Raw genomic sequence first — 19,246 nt, forward strand, 5'->3', positions numbered from 1 at the left:
CAGCCGGGCGATGACCAGCATCGGCAGCCGTCTGCAGAAATGGGCGATCAGGTCGCACTCGCCCTCGGGCAGCGCGTCGATCAGCTGATGCGCGATGGCCTCGATCTCGGGCGCCAGCGTGGCGATGCGGCGGCTGGTGAAGGCGCGCAGCACGAGGCCGCGCAGGCGGGTGTGATGCGGCGGCTCCAGCTCCAGCATCGAGTGGTCCTCGACGGCGTAGAACGGGCGCAGATGCTCGGGCACCGCGGGACGCAGCGCGGGCGGACATTCGCGGCCGAAGCGGCGGTCGCGCAGGATGGCGTTGATCGCGGTGTGCGAAGTGGTGCAGGGCAGGTCGTAATCGGTCCAGTGGAAGAACGGCCCCAGCGCTCGGGCCCGCTCGTAGAACGGATAGGGGTTCTGCACGAAGCGGGCGGCGGTGGGCGATTGGGTCAGGCTCTGCATCAGCTCATGGGGTTGTCTCGGCGGATCGTCTCGGTGCTGCGTCGGGGCATCCTGCCCTGCGCCACCAGCACGCCGAGAACGACGATGGCGGCGGCGAGGGCCTGGGTCCAGCTCCAGGAGCCGCCGAGCATCACCAGGAAGACCATGACATAGAACGGGGTCGCATTGCCATGCAAGGAAGCGACGCCGATGCCGAGATGCCCGACCGAAATGATCCAGAGCACCTGCGACACCGCCAGCGCGCCGATGCCGTAGATCAGCAGCGCCACGATCTGCGGCGTGCCGATGGCGCTCCAGTCGGGGGAGGGCCCGCCGAGCGAGACCTGCAAGCCGGCGGCCAGCGTGGTGACGGCCGTCGCCCCCGCCAATGTCACCGTGGCGCGGCCGAGCGGCGAGAGGTCGGGGAAGCTCTTCACCGTCTCGCGCGAGCCCCATGTGTAGCAGACCACCGAGACCACGGCCATCAGCGCGCCGAGGCCGAAACCGCCCGCGCCGAGCTTGCCGCCATAGGAGATCAGCCCGCCGCAGAGGCTCAGCGCCACGCCGAGGATCAGCGCGCCGCTCAGCCGGCGGCCGTCCAGCAGGCATTCCAGCGCGATGCCGATCACCGGCATGGCGGCGGTGATCACTGCGATGGTGATCGGGTCGGTCAGGGATTGCGCCGAGACGAGCAGATAGGCCCCGAGGCCGAAGCCGATGCCGCCGACGAAGAGTCCCCGGGTCCAGCTGGCGCGGCGCAGGCTCTGCATGCCTTCGAGCGCCAGCCAGAGCGGCAGCAGCAGCGCCAGCGCGGTGAGCATCCGGAGCGCGGTGAGCGGCAGCGGGGTGAGCGGGCCGATCAGCAGCTCGGCGGCGGGAAGCCCGGCGGCCCAGACCAGCATGGAAGCCATGCAGATCAGGTTGGCGGAGAGCGTGGTCAGGCGGCGGGGCTGCAACATGCCCCGAGCCTGACCGATTCCCGCGCCCGCCGCTGCGCCTTCCGCGACCTTCGGCCGGAGATTCAGGCGGCGGAAAGCGCCTCGACGATGGCGCCGAAATCGGCGGCCTTCAGGCTGGCGCCGCCGACCAGCGCGCCGTCGACATTGGCCACGGCGAAGATCTCGCCGGCGTTCGAGGGTTTCACCGAGCCGCCGTAGAGCAGGCGGAAGCCCTCGGCGTCGCCGAACCGCTTGGCCAGCCCGGCGCGCAGGAAGGCGTGGACCTCGGCGATCTCCTCCAGCGTGGGCGTGCGGCCGGTGCCGATGGCCCAGACCGGCTCGTAAGCGATGACCGTGGTCCGGGCGGTGGCGGCCTCGGGCACCGAGCCCGCGAGCTGGCCGCCGATGACTTCCAGCGTCTGGCCGGCGTCGCGTTGCGCCTCGGTCTCGCCGACACAGACGATGGCGACCAGCCCCGCGGCCAGCGCGGCCTCGGCCTTGGCGCGGACCTCCGCATCGGTCTCGCCATGGTCGGCGCGGCGTTCGGAATGGCCGAGGATGACATGGGTGGCCCCGGCGTCGACCAGCATCGCGGCCGAGATATCGCCGGTATGCGCGCCGGAAGCCTGGGCGTGGCAATCCTGCGCGCCGATGAACAGGTCGCCGGTGGCCCGCGCCGCCATGCGCGAGATCAGCGTGGCCGGCGGGCAGAGCAGCATCTCGCAGCGCGGGGTGCGATGGGCGGAGACCAGGGCGTCGACTTCGGCGAGATCGGCTTCGACCCCGTTCATCTTCCAGTTGCCAGCGGCGAGTTTGCGCATCGTCATTCCTTTCCTGTCGGTCGGGAATCTCTTAGCCGATGGCGGGCGACGGGGAAAGCGTCAGGCTTCCCCGAGCCCTCAGGCGTCCTTGAACTTGATCGACTCGCCGCAGCCGCAGGCCTCGGAGACGTTGGGGTTGCGGAACTTGAAGCCCGCCTCCAGCAGCGAGGTCTCGTAGTCGATCTCGGTGCCGAAGAGGAACATCTGCGCCATCGGGGCGATCATCACCCGCGCGCCGTCCTGCTCCACCGTCTCGTCCATCGGGTTCACCTCGGACACGTAGTCCATGGTGTATTCCATGCCGGCGCAGCCACCCTTCTTGATGCCGATGCGCAGGCCCTTGGAGCTCTGCTTGTCCATCAGCCGGGCGATCTGCTTCGCGGCGGCGGGGGTGAGGGTGACGGCCTGTTTTCCGGGAATGCCGAACATGGGAAGATCCTTTGGGGTTCCGTTCAATCTAGGGTGTCGGGCCGGGAATCTCAAGCGGCGGCAGGCCGGTGGCCAGATGCTGCACCGCGAGCGCCGTGGCGATGGCCAAGCCGAAGGAGGCCAGCGTGCCGATGATGACATATTCCGAGGCGGCGCGGTCCTCGGACACCGCGCCGAAGCGCAGGATGGATTTCGCGGCGATCAGGAAGCCGGTGGCCTCCGGTTGGCCCGAGAGGATCAGGATGAAGATCAGCCCGCGCTCGAGATAGCCGATCGTCGTGCCGCCCTTCGGCAACCCGCGGGCCGGCGGGTCCTCGGCGGCCTGCGCCCGCATCAGGAGCCCGACGGCGACGCCGCCGGCCCTTGTGGCGAGGATCAGCCCGGCGGCCAGCAGCATGTAGTGCGGCAGGGCCGCGAAGCGTTCGGGCAGGGCAGCCCAAAGCCCGGTCTCCCAGAGGTCGGGGGCGAGCAGCGCCACGCCGAGGATCACCGCCAGATGCGCCGCCTGATCGGCGAGGAAGGCGGCAAGGCCGGGGCGGGCAAGATGGGTCTTCACCGCGTCGATCGCCAGATGCAGCGCCGCCAGCCCCAGCACCCAGGGCGAGGCGACATGGCCGAGCGCCAGCTGCGACAGCGCCAGCACCACGGCCGCATGGGCCAGCAGCACCCAGGGCTCGCGCTTGCGCCGCACCATCCAGTCCGGCTGCAGCAGGAAGTCGGCGACGGCGTGGGCCAGGAGCAGGGCGGCGAGGATCTCGCTCATCGCGTCCAGCTCCCGGTCTCGGCATGGGCGAGGAAGGCCTCCTCCCAGCCGGTCAGCGCCCGGCGGATCGCCTGCACCGCGCCGCCGCTGAGCCGGTAGTTCACCGCCTGCGGCGAGATGCCGAGCACGCTGGCCATGTCCTGCAGCGTCGGATTCCCCGGGTGCAGCGCCAGCGCGGCGGCAGCGGCCTGATCGCGGGTCCATTTGCGGCAATGCTGCTCCAGTAGGTCCAGCACCACCGGGTGCAGAGCCGTCAGCCCCTCGCCCTCGACCGACAAGAGCCGCAGCCGGCTCATCGCGTCGAGCCCGCGGCCCGACAGCTCGAAGGCCGCGCCGCGCGCGTCCGACAGGTCGGCGCCGCCGAGCGAGGCGAAGGGGCCGGTGCCGATCGACATCCGGCTGGCCATCGCCTCAGGATCGGCACGCAGGCGGGCGGTGAGGAAAAGGGCGGCTCGGGGGGCAAGTTCCGGTGCATTGACAAGGACTTGCCAGCCATCGCCGCGAAACCGGGTGAAGCGCGCGGGCGGCAGGGACCAATAGGTCAGCTCGCCCGCGGCGCGGGACAGGAGTTGCATCGTCCGCTCCAGCGCCCCCTGGGGGGCGTCGGAGGAGCCGACGATGTCGCCGGTGATGACCGAGATGATCCGTGACATATCAAGTCCTTTGCCTTGATATGATGAAATCAAGCTTTCAAGCTTGATGCAATCACTTTCAAGCCCAAAAGCTTGATCTATCGCTTACATGAAGCCGAGTTCGAGCCGCGCCTCGTCCGACATCATCTCCATCCCCCAGGGCGGATCGAAGGTCATGCCGACATTCACCTGCTTCACGCCGGCGATGGGCTCCACCGCATCGGCGACCCAGCCCGGCATCTCGCCGGCCACCGGACAGCCGGGGGCGGTGAGGGTCATCAGGATCTCGACCTCGTTCTCGGGCGAGATGTCGATGGTGTAGACCAGCCCCAGATCGTAGATGTTCACCGGGATCTCGGGATCGAAGACCGAACGGCAGGCCTCGACGACGGAGTCGTAGAGCGGGTGGTCGGTGGTGGAGGGCTTGATCAGGGGCGCGCCCTCGATCATGTCGGCGGAGTGGGTCATGGGATGCTCGCGCTTTTAGTTGACCAAATATATAGGGAATGACGCGGCAAAGGTCCAGTGGGTCGCGTCTCGCTGTCCATCGGTCAGAATGACGCTGCGTCACGCTCCGGTCGGCGGCGAAGCGGCGACAGTTGCATAAAATTGTGCCGATCTTCGCCTACAACCTATTGGTGTGGCCAAATCCGCTATACTTCGCACAGGCTTTCCGGTCATGTTGCGGTGCAGCATTGCGGGAGGGGGCGGCATCCGTGCCGCCGGAGTGCTGTTTGACCGAAACGAGGCCGTCCCGGTCCTCCGCCCGCAAGCCTGGAAGATCGCATGACCGCCGCCGAGAGCATGGCCCCGACCGACGCGCCGAAGAAGCCCGACGACCTGAAGAAGAAGACCGCCACTGCCATGCTCTGGTCGGTGCTGCGCGCTGGCTGGGTGAACATCGCCACCTTCGTGCTCTTTGTCGTGCTGGCCCGGCTGCTGGGTCCGACCGAGTTCGGCATCTTCGCCCTCGCCAGCCTTTTCGTCGAATTCACCCGCATCGCCGCCAGCGCCGGTATGGGCGACGCGGTGATCCGCCAGCTCGATCTGGATGAGAGCTTCGCCGACACCGCCTTCTGGACCACGCTGGGCCTCAGCTCGGCCATGGGGGCGGTCGCCTTCGCCGCCGCGCCCTACTACGCCGCGCTGGTGCAGGAGGAGAACGTCACCGCCGTGGTGCGGTGGCTGGCGGTGCTGCTGCCGCTCTCCACCCTCGGCACGGTGCATGCCGCGCGGATGGCGCGCGAGTTCCGCCACAAGCACCTCGCGCTGCAAAGCGTCGCCGCCAGCCTCGTCTCGGGCCTTGTCGCGGTGGCGGCGGCCTATGCCGGCTGGGGGATCTGGGCGCTGGTGGTGCAATCCGCCGTCTCGGCGGTGATCACCGTGGGCCTCGCCTGGGCGATGTACCGCTGGGTGCCACGGTTCCGCTTCAGCTGGGCGCAGCTGAAGCCGGTGCTGCTCTTCAACCTCAGCATGGTGCTGACCCAGCTGATGTGGATGATGCTGGTCCGGGTGCAGGACATCTTCATCTCCCGCTGGTACGGGCCGACCGCCGTCGGGGCCTATCGCATCGCCTGGCGGCTGATCGAGCTTCTGGGCCAGTCGGTGCTGGCCCCGATCGGCCAGGTGTCGCTGGTGACGCTGTCGCGGCTGCAGGATGACCGCGAGCGCTTCGGCCGGACCTACAACCGGATGATGGCCGTCGCGGGGATATTCGTCTTCCCGCTGCTCCTGGGCTTCGGCGCGCTGGCCCATGAGTTCATCCCGCTGGTGTTCAGCCCGCAGTGGGCCGAGTCGAGCGACATCGCCATGGTGCTGGTGCTGATGGCGGTGCCCTTCGTCACCAATTTCTTCGCCGGGCCGGCGCTGGCGGCGGTGAACCGCGCCGGGCAGATCGTCGCCGTGGCCGCGCTGCAGCTGGCCGCGACGGTGCTGCTGACCTGGCTGCTGGTGCCCTTCGGGCTGGTCGCCGTGGCCGCCGCCTATGTGGCGCGGGCCTACCTGACCATGCCCTATCAGCAATGGGTGCTGATGAAGCATGGTGGCGTCTCGCCCCTGTCCACGCTGAAGATGCTGCTGCCGCCGCTGGTCTCGTCGGTGGTGATGGCGGTTGCGGTCTGGCTCGCGAAGCCCCACCTGCTGATGGCGACCGGCCCCGGCTGGTCGCTGATCGGGGCCTCGGTGGCCTTGGGGGCCGCGCTCTATGCCCTCCTGCTGCTGCTGCTCGCCCGCACCATGCTGCGCCCGCTGTTCGACCTGCTCCGTTCCCTCGTCAAGAAATCCTGAGGCCCATGACCCTGTCTTCCCCCTCCGCCCCGCCGCAAAGCCACCTCGACGTGATCCGCCGCCTGCAGGCGCGGATCGACGAGGTGCTCGGGCCACTCGTGCCCGCCCTGCAGGCCAAGCCCTATGCGCTGCTGGATTTTCCCGATCACGGTAATGTCGGCGACAGCGCGATCTGGATGGGCAACATCGCCTGGCTCGACAGCCGGGTGAAGGCCGCCCCGGCGCTGACCTGCCGTTGCGGGACGACGATGGAGGAGCTGAAGGCCGCGATGCCCGAAGGGGTGATCCTTCTGCATGGTGGCGGCAATTTCGGCGACATCTGGCCGGCGCATCAGGATTTCCGCGAGGCGGTGCTGGCGGCCTTTCCGGGCCGATCGGTGGTGCAGTTGCCGCAATCGATCCATTACAAGGACGACGCGGCCATCACCCGCACCGCCGAGGCGATCCGCCGCCACGGGGCCTTCACGCTGCTGGTGCGAGACCAGCCGAGCTATGATCTGGCCACCAGCCGTTTCGACTGCACGGTGAAGCTCTGCCCCGACATGGCCTTCGCGCTGGGAGAGCTGCCGCGCAGCCGCGCCCCCGACCTGGACCTGCTGCTGGCGCTGCGCGAGGATATCGAGGCGCGGCCGATCGCGGCGCTGCCCGACCCGCTGCCCGCGGGCTGGCTGCGCAGCGACTGGCCGGCCGATGATCCGGAGCTGCACGCCACGGCGTTGCGGCAGACGCGGATCGCCACGCTGCTGACGCTCGACCGGCGCAAATGGGGCAGGGAGGCGCGCAAGCTGGCTTTCTTCAACCGCCTTGCCGCCCGGCGGATGCAGGCGGGGCTCGACCAGTTGGCGGGGGCGCGCTTCGTCATCACCGACCGGCTGCATGTGCATATCCTGTCGACCCTGCTCGGCCTGCCGCATGCGTTCCTCGACAACAGCTACGGCAAGATCCGCCGATTCTCGGATTGCTTCGGCACCACCTGGGAGGGCGCCTCGCCGGCGGATGGCATGGAGGAAGCGCTCGGCCTCGCGCGGCAGTTGCCGGCGCGCGAAACCATGGCGATCTGAGGCGCGTTTGTTGTCCGACTGCCCGGAAAGCGGGCAGTCGCCGGCGGGATGTCGCCCGTTGCACGGACCCTCATCCAGAAGTGTATTGTTCTGTTACGATTCGCGTTAAGGTTGCGTGAGGCCGCGAAGTCACGGGCGGTCGGTCGTTTATTCCCCGCGAGCGTTTTCGCCCCGTCCCCTGCAGGCCGCCGTTAGCCCGGCAGCCCCCTACGTCCGGACCTGTCCGGTGATCTGAAGGAGAAACCGATGTTCATCAGTGTCATCATGTGCACGCGGAACCGGGCCGAACAGTTGCGCCGCGTGCTCATGACCGCGGTGGCGATGAAGAAGCCGGATGTCGAGTGGGAGTTCCTGCTGATCGACAACGGCAGCACCGACAACACCGCCGAGGTGGTGGCAAGCGTCGCCGGGCTGCTGCCGATCCGCCATATCCTCGAACCCGAGGCCGGGCTGTCGCATGCCCGCAACCGCGGCGTGGCCGAGGCGCGGGGCGAGTACATCTGCTGGACCGACGACGACGTGATGATCGACCCGAACTGGCTTGTGGCCTATGCCGAGGCCTTCCGCCGCTATCCCGAGGCCGCGGTCTTCGGCGGCCAGATCGTGCCGGTGCTGGAAGGCCCGGCGCCGCGCTGGTTCGAGCAGAACTACGACAAGCTGGCCTCGCTGATGGCGAAGCGCGATCTGGGCGCCAAGCCGATCCGGCTGACCAAGGTCGGCGACCATCTTCCCTATGGCGCGAATTTCGCCGTCCGCACCGCCGAGCAGAAACAGTGGCGCTACGACCCCAACCTCGGCGTCAGCCCCGGCCAGAAGCGGCTGGGTGAGGAGGTTACGGTGATCGAGGGCATCCTCGATGCGGGCGCGACCGGGGTCTGGGTGCCGGGGGCCATGGTGCGCCATCTGATTCCGAAGGCGCGGCTGTCGCTGGATTACGTCGGGGTCTATTACCGCTCGGCCGGCGAGACCTGGGCCTATCTCAGCACCGTCGAGGGTGCGCTGACCATGGGCGCGCTTGCGCCGGCCGGCGGGCGGCGCCTGTCGGGCGCGCCGCTCTGGGTCTGGCGCAAGGCGGCGGTGCATCTGTGCCTCTACCTCGCCACCTCGGTGACCCGACCCTCGTCGCAATGGCTGCCGCACTGGATGAAGTTCAACCACTTCCGCGGCGCCATCGAGTTCTGGCGCCGGGGCAACGTGGCGGGCTGATCCTCCGGCCTCGCTCCGCCAAGGAACCTTTTGCCCGCCCGGGAACTGTGTCTTGGGCGGCACGGGGCCGCGGAGACAAGCGAATGGCTGACAAGACCTTGGAAGACATCGCGCAGGACATGCGCGAGATTGATTTCACCATGCTCTTCACACGGGCCGAGGGCGGCGAGATCGCCGGGCGGCCGATGAGCAACAACGGCGACGTGGCCTTCGACGGCGACAGCTGGTTCTTCACCTACGAGGACACCCACACCGTCCGCGACATCAAGGCCGACCCGAGGGTCGCCATGTCGCTCACCGGCAAGGCCGGGCTCTTGGGCAAGCCGCCGCTCTTCCTGTCGATCGAGGGCCGCGCCGAGATCATTCGCGACAGGGCTGCCTTCGAGGCGCATTGGTTCAAGAGCCTGCGGATGTGGTTCCCCGAGGGGATCGACACGCCCGGAATGGTGCTCCTGAACATCCATGCCAGCCGCATCCATTACTGGGACGGGACCGACGAGGGAGAGATCCGTTTGTGACGCTGCGGCGTATTGCTAACCACCCCGTGATATAGAGGTGAAGCGCGCGCGGCATCGGGGAACCGGAGCCGCGCGTCGGTGCTTGACAGACATCCAGCGTGACGACCGAGGTATCATGTTCATTCTGACTCCCTCCACCGTAGTGAATGCCCGCGCCCTGCGCCGCTGCACCGCCACCGGGGTGATGCGCCGCGCCGGAACGCTGGTCTTTCCGCGAAAACTGATGCTCTCGCCGACCTTCTGGCGGCTGATGCTCGACTCCTCGCTGGTGCGCCATGCGCTGATCCTGGCCCCGATCCCCATCGCCATGCTCTTGATGCCGGAGTTCGCCGAGATCGGGCTGGCCGTGGCCCCGGTGCTGTTGCTGGCGGCGTTGATCGTCGAGGGCAACGTGCTGCCGGTGACGGCGCGGCCGGGCGAGGATGATCACGTGGACCGCGGGCTCGACATGCTGTCGCAGCGCGGCCGGGCGATCCTGACCCGGATCGCCGCCGGGCGCGGCATGATGAAAGGACGGCTGGTGCTGGTGGTGGAACAGTCCGACATGGCGCGGCTGCGGCCCCTGACCTTCGTCTCGGTGCAGGACGCCGAGACGCGGGCGGTGCTGGACCTCACCCCCGAGGAGCGGGCGATGCTGCGCGAGGGCCTGTTCGACCGGGGCTTCGACGAGGGCGCGCTCTTGCGCATCAACCTGGTGCAGAAGAAGCCGCTGCGCTCGGTGGCGCTGGAGGCTTCCAGCATCTCGGCGCATGCCCGGCTGGCGGGCATGGCGCGACGGACGCTCAGCGCGCGAGGCTGAGCACCCTGCCGAAGGGCGGGGCCGGGGCCTCCTCCTGCGGGATGGCCCAGATCACCGGCGCCTTGGGCGCGGGGCCGCAGGGCCCGTCCAGATCGGTGAGCAGCACGATCACCGAAGGGTCCAGCGCCGAGGCCGCCGCGATCACCGGGCCGAAGTCGGTGCCGCCGCCGCGGGCGAAGCCGATGCCGCGGATCTCCTGCTCCCAGGCGACGCCCTGCATCCGGCTGTGGCCGGTCACCACGGTGTCGAAGGCCAGCACATGCACCTCCGCCCCCGAGCGCCGGCCGATTCCGGCCACCTGCGCCGCGAAGAGCCCGAGCCGGGCGTCGTCGATCGAGCTGGAGGTGTCGACCGCCACCGCCACCCGCGCACGGTTGCGGTCGGCCGAGCGGGCCGGCTGGAAGGCGGGCTGGAACCGGCCCTCCTCGCGCGCCGCACTGTCATGCGCCAGCCAGCGCCGGGCCGGGCGGCCCCAATCCGGGCGCGGCTGGTGCGACACCGCCTTGGAGATCAGCCGCCGCAGCACCCGTTCCCAAGGCGTATGCGCCTGCGGCAGGTCGAGCGCGCCGGTCCCCAGCGTGCCGATGCCGCGTCCGGCGGAGCGCCCATCCTCCATCGCCCGCGCCAGCCGCTCGCGCCAGGCGTCGGGGTCGGGGGTTTCCTCCTTGTCGCCCTCGACCGGGGCGGGGGCGGCGTGCAGATCCTTGCCGAAGCCCTTCTGCCGCGCCAGCGCATGCGCCGCCTCGGCGGCCTCGGGCTTGCCGTCCTTGCCCTCGGCCTTGCCGGCGGTCTTGCCCTCGCCGCCGCCCTTGCCGCCCTTGCCGGCATCGGCCATCAGCCGGATGTAGAGCCGCTCCACATCCCAGCCGGTCAGCGCCGTCTCGCCGGGCAGGGCGGCCTTCAGCAGGTCCGCCAGCAGTACGACGGGCCGGGGCAGGGCGTGGCCGGCCTGCACCAGCGTCTGGTTCAGGATGGCGTCGCAGGCGATGTTGAACAGCTCCTCGTCGAAACGGTCGCCGAAGCGGCCGCGCATCGCCAGGGCGCGCGGTGCGTGGCGCAGCGCGATATGCAGCACCTGATGCGCGGCGAGCCCGGCCTGCTCGTGCGGGGCCAGCGCTTCGAAGCCCGGGCCGTAGAACACGCTGCGGCCATCGGTCCAGGCCGCCGTCTCGCCCTCGGCGTCGCGGTGCGGGCACCAGAACGCGAGAGCGCCGAGGGCCGGGTCGGCCTCGGACAGCCGGCGCAGGGCGGGGCCGGCGCGGCGGGAATGCGTCGCCATCAGTCCAGACCCAGCGCGCGGCGTTCCTGCGAATAGGCTTCGTATGCCGGGTGGTCGAGGAAGTCCTCGGCCAGCCCCTGTTCCAGCCCGCGGCGGATCGCCATCTCGAACCCATGGGTACAGAGCTCGGCCAGCGGCATCCGGGCGAAGGCGGCGTCGCTGCGCTCGCGGTCCAGGGTGCGGATGCCGGCCATCACGTCGATCACCGGCACGGCGGTCTGCGGCCCCAGCGCGCCGACCAACCCGTAGATCAGCGCATGCAGCCCATGCATCGATTCCGGATAGAGCGCCGGGCGGTCCTTCGGCGCGGCCTCCAGCAGGGCGGCGACGCTGACGCTGGCCTCGATGTCATCGGCGACCAGCTGGAACTCCGCCGCCACCGCCTCGCCGATGGTGCCCGCCAGCATGATCTTGCGCAGCGCGCGGTCGTCCACCGCCTGCATGATCCGGCTGACCCTTTCCCAGCTGCGCGGCGTGGTGGAGATCATCAACCCGCGGTCCAGCGCCTCGGCCGTGGTCTCCAGGAGGTCGGGGCGGGTGCGTATGAAGGCGGCGACGGCGGGATGTAGGCTGTTCGGGATGGCGAAATTCTCCAGCCAGTCCGAGGCCGAGGCCTCGACGTTCAGGTGGATCAGCCGGTCCGACAGGGCGGTGCCCATCTCGTAGGCCACCGCGCCATCCTCGACCATGTTGCCGGCCGCCACGATGAAGACGTTGTCGGGCAGATGATGCGGGCCGACGCGGCGCTCCTGCAGTAGGCCGTAGACGGCGGGATGCAGGTGCGGCGGCGCGGCGGTCAGCTCGTCGAGGAAGAGGAGCGAGGGGTGGTTTGGATCGTCCGGCAGATCGTCCGGGCGATACCAGAGCGTCTTCTTCGTCTCGTGGTCGTAATAGGGCAGGCCGCGCAGGTCCTGCGACTCAATCGTGGTGAGGCGCAGGTCGTAGAGTCTCGCCTTCTGCTCGGCGGCCAGCTGGCGCACCACCTCGGTCTTGCCGACGCCGGGCCGGCCATGCAGCATCCAGGAGGTGGTGAGCGCGCCGGCCCTTTGGGCCGCCCAGCCTTCGCGCAGAACCCTGAGCGCCTGTCCGGCCGAGACGGTCATCGTGTTAACAGTCATTACCAGTCCTTTCACATCCGGCTGACACCCGCTCTGCCCGTCCGCCGCAAACGGCGCAGAGGGTCGGGAAGGCCGCGGAGGCGGACGCCCTGACAGCAGATAAATAGCGCGCCGGACGCCGGAGTTCCGCCCTGCCGCGTGATTTTGTCGCATGTGACGCAACGGCGTGTTTTCGCTTTGCCGCAGTCGCGACTCACCTTGCCGGATTGGCGGCAAAACCGTGCCTTCCGCCCTTATCCAGCCTGCCGAGCCATGCTAGCGTCCGGCCTCACGCAACAGAGGAAGAGCTCGCAGTGCAGCACGGACCCCAGAGAATGAGACGAAGCACCGGGCTTCTGGCCCTTGGGGCGCTGCTGCTGGTGCTGGTCGGGTCGATCGGCACCTATATCGCCTTCCGCGCCGACGAGACCTTCGGGCTGATCGTGGACGAGCGCGAGATGCGGCGCAATGCGGCGGATCTGCTTTCGGCGCTGCAGGACACCGAGATCGGCCAGCGCGGCTTCATCGTCACCCAGGACCAGGCCTTCCTCGCGCCCTACGAGGACGCCCGCAACCGCGTGCCGCGACTGGCCGACACGCTGCTGCCGCACCTGCCGGAGCATGGCGAAGCCGACGGGGCGGAGCTGCGGCAGCTGGTCGAGCGGCGGCTGGAGCTGGCCGAGATCACCCTGGCCGACGTGGCCGAGGGCGGTATCGACCGGCTGTCGCTGATCGGGCTGGAGGGTGAGGGCCGCGCCACGATGGACCGCATCCGCGAGATCCTGACCGGGGTGCTGGACCGCTCCGACGCGCGCAACGCCGAGGCGATCGCGCGGCAGGAGCGGCTGAACCGGCTGTTGCAGATCGCCTCGGTGGTCGGCGGGCTGGCGACGCTGGTGGTGATCGGCGGTGCCTTCCTCGAGATGTCGCGCCAGCTGCGCGCGCTGGGGGCGGCCGAGGAGGAAATGCGCCGGCTGAATGCGGGTCTGGAGGAGCGGGTGCAGCAGCGCACCGTCGACCTGATGCGCGCCAATCAGGAGGTGCAGCGCTTCGCCTATATCGTGACGCATGACCTGCGCGCGCCCTTGGTCAACATCATGGGCTTCACCAGCGAGCTGGAGACCGCGCTGAAGCCGCTGCAGGCCTATGTGCTGGCCGACGGGTCGCCGATCAGCGAGAGCGACATTCGCGACGCCCGGCTGGCCGCGGCCGAGGACCTGCCGGAGGCGCTCGGCTTCATCCGCTCCTCCACCCGCAAGATGGACGGGCTGATCAACGCCATCCTGAAGATCTCGCGCGACGGCCGGCGCGAGCTGAAGCCCGCGCCCATCGACCTGAAGGCGCTGGCCGAGCTGACGGCGGCGACGGTGCAGCACCAGATCTCCGACATGGACGGCTCGGTCGAGATCGACGTCAGGGTGCCCGAGATCATCGGCGACCGGCTGTCGCTGGAGCAGGCGCTGGGGAACCTCGTCGACAACGCGGTGAAATACGCCCATCCCGACCGGCCGCTGCGGCTGAAGATCCACGCCTATCGCGAGGGCGCCCGGATGGTGCGGATCGACGTCAGCGACAACGGCCGCGGCATTTCCGGCGACGATCACGACCGCGTCTTCGAACTGTTCCGCCGTGCGGGGGCGCAGGACAGGCCGGGGGAGGGAATCGGGCTTGCACATGTCCGCACCCTCATGCGAAATCTCGGCGGTGAGATCACCCTGCAGTCGGTTGCGGGTCAGGGATCGACCTTCACGCTGCATGTGCCTGCGGATTTGCGGCCGGTCCTGAATGAGGTGAAGCTATGAAAGCCCTGGGCAAGGAAGTGACCATCGTGATGGTCGAGGATGACGAGGGCCATGCCCGGCTTATCGAGAAGAACATCCGGCGCGCCGGGGTGAACAACGAGATCATCCCCTTCGTCAACGGCGGCGAGGCGCTGACCTACATCCTTGGCGAAGACCGCAGCGGCAAGGTGTCGGAGGGGCGCTACCTTCTGGTGCTGCTCGACCTCAACCTGCCGGACATGACCGGGATCGACATCCTCAAGCAGCTGAAGTCGAACAGCTACGTCAGGCATCTGCCGGTGGTGATCCTAACCACCACCGATGATGAGGCCGAGATCAAGCGCTGCTACGATCTGGGCGCCAACGTCTATATCACCAAGCCGGTGGAATACGATTCCTTCGCCAATGCCATCCGCCAGCTCGGCCTGTTCTTCTCGGTCATGCAGGTCTCGTGATGCCCACGCCCGCCTCTCGGCGCGTGCTCTATGTCGATGACGATCCCATCCTCGCCCGGCTGATAGAAAAGACGCTGGCTCGCGCCGGCATGGAGCTTGTCCATGCCATCGACGCCGAGTCGGCCGAGCGGCTGCTGGCGGAAGAGAGCTTCTGCGCCGTGGTGCTGGACCATTACCTCGCCGTCGGCACCGGGCTGGAGATCCTGCAGGGCATCCGCGCCCGCAGCGCACGGCCGCCGGTGATCTATGTCACCGGATCCTCCGAGGCGACCATCGCCATTGCGGCGCTGAAGGCCGGGGCGGATGACTACGTGCTGAAGAGCGCCAGCGAGGATTTCTTCCCGCTGCTCGCCCGCGCCATCGATCACGCTATCGCCAAGCTGGACCTGCAGGACGCCAAGGACCGCGCCGACGCCGAGGTGCATGCGGCGCGCGAGCGGGCCGAGATGCTGCTGGCCGAGGTGCATCACCGGGTGGCGAACAGCCTCGCCATGGTGAAGTCGCTGTTGCGGTTGCAGGCCTCCGCCAGCGCCTCGGAAGAGGTGCGCACCGCGCTGGCCGAGGCGCAGATCCGCATCGCCGCGGTGGCGGGGGTGCATCGCAGCCTCTATCTCGGCGAGGATGTGCGCGCGGTGGAGCTGGAGGCCTACCTGACCACCATGCTCACCGATTTCGCCCGCGCCCTGCCGGCCTCGATCCGGTTGACCATCGATGCGGCCCCGGTCCGGATCAGCGCCGACCGCGCGGTCTGTCTCGGGGTGATGGTGTCGGAGCTGGTGACCAATGCGGTGAAATACGCCTGGCCCACCGGCGGCGAGGGCGCGTTGCGCGTCGAGCTGACCGAAGTCTCCGAAGGCCAGGCCCGGCTGGAGGTCAGCGACGACGGCGTGGGCATCGACCCGACGCTGGTGGCGCAGGGCACCGGCCTCGGCCAGCGGTTGCTGCGGGCGATGGGCGAGCAGCTCGGCGGCACGGTCGAGCAACTGCCGACCGAGAAGGGCGCCCGCATCGTCATCCGCTTCGAGACCGACGCGGTCTAGATCAGCGCCAGCAGCGCCTGCCCGAAGCGGCTTTCCATCACGATCATCCCGAGCCCGGTCAAGACCAGCGCCCGCGAGGTCATGCGCAGGTCCTCGCCGCGCAGCAGCGAATAGGTCAGCATCGCGGCTCCCACCGGCAGCGAGACCAGGATCAGCGTCGTGTTCATGGTGTGGATCGCCAGCCGCATCGGCACGGCGTTCACATTGGCCGGGGCGGCGGCGGCCTGCCAAGGCGGGCCGTCGGGATAGAGCGCCGCGCGCAGCGGCTCGTTGCCGGTGACAGCCCGGGCCACGGCGGGCTCCGGCGGCGGCTCGGCCTTGTGCACGGGGGCCAGCGGCGGCAGGCAGGTCTGCGCCTTGCTCAGCGGCGCCAGCTCCTGCACCGTCGGAACCTCGGCCAGCAGCGCCTCCAGCCGCTCGGGCGTCACCATGCCGGGCAGCTTGTGCCAGGCCACCGCGTCCGGCGCGTGCCGGTCCTGGATCCGCTCGACGATCATGCCGCACATCGCCGCGCCGCGCTGGGTGATCGCGGCCTCGGCCATTCCCGGCTCCGCCGCAGGGCTGACGGAGGCGCTGAGGCAGGCCTCGTGCCCGCCGCCCGGCCGCCGGGCGAGGCTCAGCAGCACCGTCGATCCGTCCAGCCGGAAGATCGCGAGGCCGCTGCCCGGCAGCGCCTCCAGCAGGACGGCTTCCGGCAGCGCGTCGTCCAGCTCCTCGACCAGACGGTCGAACTCCAGCCGCACCGGCCGGGTGTAGAGGATCTGGGCGATGGTGCTGCTCGGGATGTGGCGCATGAGGTTTTCCGTCCTCTCCGGGGTGACTGTTTCCCGGATACTCCCGGAATGCGGGAAGATTGTGATCTTAACGAGAAATTAACCTCAGGTTGCGCCACGGTCCTGCCACATTTGCCCAGATGGCGCATAAAAAAGGGCGCCCGAAGGCGCCCTTTCCCGAAGCTTTCCCGCCGATCAGCAGGAGTAGTACATCGCATATTCAATCGGGTGCGGCGTGTGCTCGTAGGCGTAGACCTCTTCCCACTTGAGCGCCATGTAGCCCTCGAGCTGGTCCTTGGTGAACACGTCGCCAGCCAGCAGGAAGTCGTGATCCTTCTCCAGCTCCTCCAGCGCCTCGCGCAGCGAGCCGCAGACGGTCGGGATTTCGGCCAGTTCTTCCGGCGGCAGGTCGTAGAGGTCCTTGTCCGAAGCCGGGCCCGGATCGATCTTGTTCTTGATCCCGTCGAGGCCGGCCATCAGCAGGGCGGCGAAGGCCAGGTAGGGGTTCGCCGAGGGATCGGGGAAGCGGGCTTCGACGCGCTTGGCTTTCGGCGACTCGGTCCACGGAATACGGACGCAGCCCGAGCGGTTGCGCGCCGAGTAGGCCCGCAGCACCGGAGCCTCGAAGCCCGGGATCAGGCGCTTGTAGCTGTTGGTCGCCGGGTTGGTCAGCGCGTTCAGCGCCTTGGCATGCTTCAGGATCCCGCCGATGAAGAACAGCGCCTCCTGCGAGAGATCGGCATACTTGTCGCCGGCGAAGAGCGGCTTGCCATCCTTCCAGATCGACATGTTCACGTGCATCCCCGAGCCGTTGTCGCCCTTCATGGGCTTCGGCATGAAGGTCACGGTCTTGCCGTAGGCGTGGGCCACGTTGTGGATCACGTACTTGTACTTCTGGATGTTGTCGGCCTGCTCGACCAGACCGCCGAAGATCATGCCCAGCTCGTGCTGGCAGGTGGCGACCTCGTGGTGGTGCTTGTCGACCTTGATGCCCATGCGCTTCATGGTCGAGAGCATCTCGCCGCGGATGTCCTGCGCCTCGTCGACCGGGTTCACCGGGAAGTAGCCGCCCTTGTGACCGGCGCGGTGGCCGTAGTTGCCGCCCTCGGTGGCCGAGTCGGTGTTCCAGGCCGCCGCTTCGGCGTCGATCTGGTAGGCGACCTTGGCCGGGGTGACCGAGTAGCGCACGTCGTCGAACAGGAAGAATTCGGCTTCCGGACCGAAGTAGGCGGTGTCACCGATGCCCGAGGACTTGAGGTAGGCCTCGGCCTTCAGCGCGGTGCCGCGCGGGTCGCGGCTGTAGGCCTCGCCGGTGTCGGGCTCGACCACGTTGCAATGCACGCAGAGCGTCTTTTCGGCGTAGAAGGGGTCGATGTAGACCGAGCCCGCATCCGGGATCAGTTTCATGTCGGACTGGTCGATCGACTTCCAGCCGGCGATGGACGAACCGTCGAACATGAAGCCTTCCTCGAAGAAGTCCTCGTCGACCAGATCGGCCACCAGCGTCACATGCTGCAGCTTGCCCTTGGGATCGGTGAAGCGGATGTCGACATATTCGACCTCCTCATCCTGTATGAGTTTGAGAGCATCAGACACTTTGCTCATCTGGTCTTTCCTTTTGCTGGAGGATCGCTTGACAGGGCCGGCCGCAACCGCGCGTCCGGCGCGGAAGGGCGGTCAGATCGCGTCGTCGCCGGTCTCGCCGGTGCGGATGCGGATCGCCTGCTCGACAGGGCTGACGAAGATCTTGCCGTCGCCGATCTTGTCGGTGCGGGCGGCGGAGGTGATCGCCTCGATGGCGGCATCGACCATGTCATCCGCAAGGACGACCTCGATCTTCACCTTGGGCAGGAAATCGACGACATATTCTGCGCCGCGATAGAGCTCGGTATGGCCCTTCTGCCGACCGAACCCCTTGACTTCGGTCACCGAAAGCCCCTGCACGCCAGCGGCCTGCAGCGCTTCCTTCACCTCGTCGAGCTTGAACGGCTTGATGATCGCCTCGATCTTCTTCATGGCCCGACTCCCCCGCTTTGCCCTTGTCCGCAAGTCACTGACCACTTCCGCAGGGCAGGGACAATTGGCTAGGGTGGCGACAAGCCTTCGCAGGACGGGAATCCGGACCCCTGCGGCTGATATTTGATCTATCTGTGCAAACATTAGGCAGAAAAAGAACGTTAAGGGGGCGGTGATGCGGGAAGTTCTTCATTCTGCCCAAATGCGCGCCATCGAGGCGGCGGCCATTGCCTCCGGCGCAGTCACCGGCCTGACGCTGATGGAGCGGGCCGGGGCCGGGGTGGTCGCGGCGATGGAGGCGGAGGGCCTGCTGGCCTCCGCCGCCGTGGTGCTCTGCGGGCCGGGCAACAATGGCGGCGACGGCTATGTCATCGCGCGTCTGCTGCAGCGGCGCGGCCTGCCGGTGACGGTGCTGGCCAGCGCGCCGCCGGCGACCGCCGATGCGCAGGCGATGCGGGCGCTCTGGCCGGGGCCGGTGCGCGATCTGGCGACGCTGGAGCGGGCGGATCTGGCCGCGCGGCCGCTGGTGGTCGATGCGCTGTTCGGCGGCGGGCTGGCGCGCGATGTCGATCCGGCGATCTGGCGCCCGCTGGCCATGGCGCAGGACAGCGGCTGCGCGCTGGTGGCGGTCGACATCCTCTCGGGCCTCTGCGCCGACAGCGGCCGGGTGCGCAGCGCCGGCGGCTATCTCGACCGCCCCGCGCGGCTCACCGTCAGTTTCGAGCGGCCGCGGCTGGGGCACATGCTGGAGCCCGGCGCCAGCCTCTCGGGCGCGCTGCGTGTGGTCTCCATCGGGCTGGAGGCTGCGGTGCAGGAGTTCCTGCGCGAGGCGGCTGGGCAGGTGGCGGGGCTGGCCGGCCCCGGTGATCCCGGCAAGAGGGCGGGGCACAAGTACAGCCACGGCCACGCGCTGATCCTCGGCGGCGGCG

General features: G+C 68.7%; 20 protein-coding genes and 1 pseudogene. 9 read left to right on the plus strand and 12 right to left on the minus strand.

Annotated features, from left to right (window positions below; genetic code table 11):
• From C5F48_RS15470 to C5F48_RS15500, 7 genes and pseudogenes are all read right to left on the minus strand, one after another.
• A pseudogene (locus C5F48_RS15470) lies at nt 1–444 on the minus strand (cytochrome P450); the annotation flags it as partial.
• Nucleotides 444–1,382, minus strand: coding sequence for a DMT family transporter (locus tag C5F48_RS15475; protein ID WP_107664789.1), 939 nt, complete (start codon nt 1,380–1,382; stop codon nt 444–446). The pseudogene C5F48_RS15470 and the gene C5F48_RS15475, both read right to left, overlap by 1 nt.
• A 62-nt stretch (nt 1,383–1,444) precedes the next feature.
• Nucleotides 1,445–2,182 carry a triose-phosphate isomerase gene (tpiA, locus tag C5F48_RS15480; protein ID WP_107664806.1) on the minus strand — a complete coding sequence of 246 codons (738 nt, stop codon included), beginning with the start codon at nt 2,180–2,182 and terminating at the stop codon, nt 1,445–1,447.
• Nucleotides 2,183–2,260: 78 nt separating this feature from the next.
• Nucleotides 2,261–2,611 carry a HesB/IscA family protein gene (locus tag C5F48_RS15485; protein ID WP_107664790.1) on the minus strand — a complete coding sequence of 117 codons (351 nt, stop codon included), beginning with the start codon at nt 2,609–2,611 and terminating at the stop codon, nt 2,261–2,263.
• Between the two features lie 28 nt (nt 2,612–2,639).
• The gene (locus tag C5F48_RS15490; protein ID WP_107664791.1) at nt 2,640–3,374 is read right to left on the minus strand and encodes a DUF3307 domain-containing protein; all 735 of its coding nucleotides are present in this window, start codon (nt 3,372–3,374) and stop codon (nt 2,640–2,642) included.
• On the minus strand, nt 3,371–4,027 hold the full coding sequence (locus C5F48_RS15495; RefSeq protein WP_107664792.1) for a hypothetical protein: 657 nt from the start codon (nt 4,025–4,027) through the stop codon (nt 3,371–3,373). Before C5F48_RS15495 ends, C5F48_RS15490 begins: the two co-directional genes overlap by 4 nt.
• Nucleotides 4,028–4,111: 84 nt before the next feature.
• A complete protein-coding gene (locus tag C5F48_RS15500) occupies nt 4,112–4,474 on the minus strand; it encodes an SUF system Fe-S cluster assembly protein (RefSeq protein ID WP_107664793.1) in 363 nt (120 codons plus the stop codon).
• A 318-nt stretch (nt 4,475–4,792) separates the two neighbouring features.
• On the opposite strand from C5F48_RS15500, the gene C5F48_RS15505 reads away from it, so the two are divergent.
• From C5F48_RS15505 to C5F48_RS15525, 5 genes are all read left to right on the plus strand, one after another.
• The gene (locus C5F48_RS15505) at nt 4,793–6,292 is read left to right on the plus strand and encodes a lipopolysaccharide biosynthesis protein (RefSeq protein ID WP_211314585.1); all 1,500 of its coding nucleotides are present in this window, start codon (nt 4,793–4,795) and stop codon (nt 6,290–6,292) included.
• A 5-nt stretch (nt 6,293–6,297) separates the two neighbouring features.
• The gene (locus C5F48_RS15510) at nt 6,298–7,353 is read left to right on the plus strand and encodes a polysaccharide pyruvyl transferase family protein (RefSeq protein WP_107664794.1); all 1,056 of its coding nucleotides are present in this window, start codon (nt 6,298–6,300) and stop codon (nt 7,351–7,353) included.
• A gap of 246 nt (nt 7,354–7,599) precedes the next feature.
• Nucleotides 7,600–8,559, plus strand: coding sequence for a glycosyltransferase (locus tag C5F48_RS15515; protein ID WP_107664795.1), 960 nt, complete (start codon nt 7,600–7,602; stop codon nt 8,557–8,559).
• Between the two features lie 83 nt (nt 8,560–8,642).
• Entirely contained in the window at nt 8,643–9,077 is a 435-nt protein-coding gene (locus C5F48_RS15520; protein WP_107664796.1) for a pyridoxamine 5'-phosphate oxidase family protein, read from the plus strand.
• A 115-nt stretch (nt 9,078–9,192) separates the two neighbouring features.
• Nucleotides 9,193–9,876 (plus strand): hypothetical protein, encoded by a 684-nt coding sequence (locus C5F48_RS15525; protein WP_245941295.1) that lies wholly within the window; start codon nt 9,193–9,195, stop codon nt 9,874–9,876.
• Here C5F48_RS15525 and C5F48_RS15530 read toward each other — a convergent pair.
• Both C5F48_RS15530 and C5F48_RS15535 read right to left on the minus strand, forming a co-directional pair.
• Nucleotides 9,860–11,155 carry a vWA domain-containing protein gene (locus C5F48_RS15530; protein ID WP_245941297.1) on the minus strand — a complete coding sequence of 432 codons (1,296 nt, stop codon included), beginning with the start codon at nt 11,153–11,155 and terminating at the stop codon, nt 9,860–9,862. The genes C5F48_RS15525 and C5F48_RS15530 overlap by 17 nt on opposite strands.
• The gene (locus C5F48_RS15535; protein WP_107664798.1) at nt 11,155–12,273 is read right to left on the minus strand and encodes an AAA family ATPase; all 1,119 of its coding nucleotides are present in this window, start codon (nt 12,271–12,273) and stop codon (nt 11,155–11,157) included. Before C5F48_RS15535 ends, C5F48_RS15530 begins: the two co-directional genes overlap by 1 nt.
• A 314-nt stretch (nt 12,274–12,587) precedes the next feature.
• On the opposite strand from C5F48_RS15535, the gene C5F48_RS15540 reads away from it, so the two are divergent.
• Genes C5F48_RS15540 through C5F48_RS15550 form a run of 3 tightly spaced genes read left to right on the plus strand, consistent with a single transcriptional unit; the run spans nt 12,588 to nt 15,528 of the window.
• Entirely contained in the window at nt 12,588–14,054 is a 1,467-nt protein-coding gene (locus tag C5F48_RS15540; RefSeq protein WP_107664799.1) for a sensor histidine kinase, read from the plus strand.
• A complete protein-coding gene (locus C5F48_RS15545; protein ID WP_107664800.1) occupies nt 14,051–14,488 on the plus strand; it encodes a response regulator in 438 nt (145 codons plus the stop codon). Before C5F48_RS15540 ends, C5F48_RS15545 begins: the two co-directional genes overlap by 4 nt.
• Nucleotides 14,488–15,528 (plus strand): sensor histidine kinase, encoded by a 1,041-nt coding sequence (locus tag C5F48_RS15550; protein WP_107664801.1) that lies wholly within the window; start codon nt 14,488–14,490, stop codon nt 15,526–15,528. The genes C5F48_RS15545 and C5F48_RS15550 overlap by 1 nt, the downstream gene beginning before the upstream one ends.
• Here the strand turns inward: C5F48_RS15550 and C5F48_RS15555 are convergent.
• The 3 genes from C5F48_RS15555 to C5F48_RS15565 form a co-directional block, all read right to left on the minus strand.
• The gene (locus C5F48_RS15555; RefSeq protein WP_107664802.1) at nt 15,525–16,322 is read right to left on the minus strand and encodes a hypothetical protein; all 798 of its coding nucleotides are present in this window, start codon (nt 16,320–16,322) and stop codon (nt 15,525–15,527) included. The two genes, C5F48_RS15550 and C5F48_RS15555, sit on opposite strands and share 4 nt — an antisense overlap.
• Nucleotides 16,323–16,496: 174 nt before the next feature.
• Complete coding sequence (glnA, locus tag C5F48_RS15560; RefSeq protein WP_107664803.1) at nt 16,497–17,906, minus strand: type I glutamate--ammonia ligase; 1,410 nt, start codon at nt 17,904–17,906, stop codon at nt 16,497–16,499.
• 72 nt (nt 17,907–17,978) lie between these two features.
• Nucleotides 17,979–18,317: a P-II family nitrogen regulator gene (locus tag C5F48_RS15565; protein WP_107664804.1), complete on the minus strand. Its 339-nt coding sequence runs from the start codon at nt 18,315–18,317 to the stop codon at nt 17,979–17,981.
• Between the two features lie 175 nt (nt 18,318–18,492).
• Between C5F48_RS15565 and C5F48_RS15570 the strand changes: the two genes are divergently transcribed.
• The coding region (locus C5F48_RS15570; RefSeq protein WP_146170616.1) for an NAD(P)H-hydrate epimerase at nt 18,493–19,246 on the plus strand (754 nt) is incomplete at its 3' end.

The sequence above is a fragment of the Cereibacter changlensis JA139 genome (assembly GCF_003034985.1).
Taxonomy (GTDB): Bacteria; Pseudomonadota; Alphaproteobacteria; order Rhodobacterales; family Rhodobacteraceae; genus Cereibacter; species Cereibacter changlensis.

Coding starts and splice junctions, on each gene's coding strand:
- C5F48_RS15475 (WP_107664789.1), bottom strand. CDS start 1,382: ATGTTGCAGCCCCGCCGCCTGACCACGCTCTCCGCCAACCTGATCTGC.
- tpiA (WP_107664806.1), bottom strand. CDS start 2,182: ATGCGCAAACTCGCCGCTGGCAACTGGAAGATGAACGGGGTCGAAGCC.
- C5F48_RS15485 (WP_107664790.1), bottom strand. CDS start 2,611: ATGTTCGGCATTCCCGGAAAACAGGCCGTCACCCTCACCCCCGCCGCC.
- C5F48_RS15490 (WP_107664791.1), bottom strand. CDS start 3,374: ATGAGCGAGATCCTCGCCGCCCTGCTCCTGGCCCACGCCGTCGCCGAC.
- C5F48_RS15495 (WP_107664792.1), bottom strand. CDS start 4,027: ATGTCACGGATCATCTCGGTCATCACCGGCGACATCGTCGGCTCCTCC.
- C5F48_RS15500 (WP_107664793.1), bottom strand. CDS start 4,474: ATGACCCACTCCGCCGACATGATCGAGGGCGCGCCCCTGATCAAGCCC.
- C5F48_RS15505 (WP_211314585.1), top strand. CDS start 4,793: ATGACCGCCGCCGAGAGCATGGCCCCGACCGACGCGCCGAAGAAGCCC.
- C5F48_RS15510 (WP_107664794.1), top strand. CDS start 6,298: ATGACCCTGTCTTCCCCCTCCGCCCCGCCGCAAAGCCACCTCGACGTG.
- C5F48_RS15515 (WP_107664795.1), top strand. CDS start 7,600: ATGTTCATCAGTGTCATCATGTGCACGCGGAACCGGGCCGAACAGTTG.
- C5F48_RS15520 (WP_107664796.1), top strand. CDS start 8,643: ATGGCTGACAAGACCTTGGAAGACATCGCGCAGGACATGCGCGAGATT.
- C5F48_RS15525 (WP_245941295.1), top strand. CDS start 9,193: ATGTTCATTCTGACTCCCTCCACCGTAGTGAATGCCCGCGCCCTGCGC.
- C5F48_RS15530 (WP_245941297.1), bottom strand. CDS start 11,155: ATGGCGACGCATTCCCGCCGCGCCGGCCCCGCCCTGCGCCGGCTGTCC.
- C5F48_RS15535 (WP_107664798.1), bottom strand. CDS start 12,273: ATGACTGTTAACACGATGACCGTCTCGGCCGGACAGGCGCTCAGGGTT.
- C5F48_RS15540 (WP_107664799.1), top strand. CDS start 12,588: ATGAGACGAAGCACCGGGCTTCTGGCCCTTGGGGCGCTGCTGCTGGTG.
- C5F48_RS15545 (WP_107664800.1), top strand. CDS start 14,051: ATGAAAGCCCTGGGCAAGGAAGTGACCATCGTGATGGTCGAGGATGAC.
- C5F48_RS15550 (WP_107664801.1), top strand. CDS start 14,488: ATGCCCACGCCCGCCTCTCGGCGCGTGCTCTATGTCGATGACGATCCC.
- C5F48_RS15555 (WP_107664802.1), bottom strand. CDS start 16,322: ATGCGCCACATCCCGAGCAGCACCATCGCCCAGATCCTCTACACCCGG.
- glnA (WP_107664803.1), bottom strand. CDS start 17,906: ATGAGCAAAGTGTCTGATGCTCTCAAACTCATACAGGATGAGGAGGTC.
- C5F48_RS15565 (WP_107664804.1), bottom strand. CDS start 18,317: ATGAAGAAGATCGAGGCGATCATCAAGCCGTTCAAGCTCGACGAGGTG.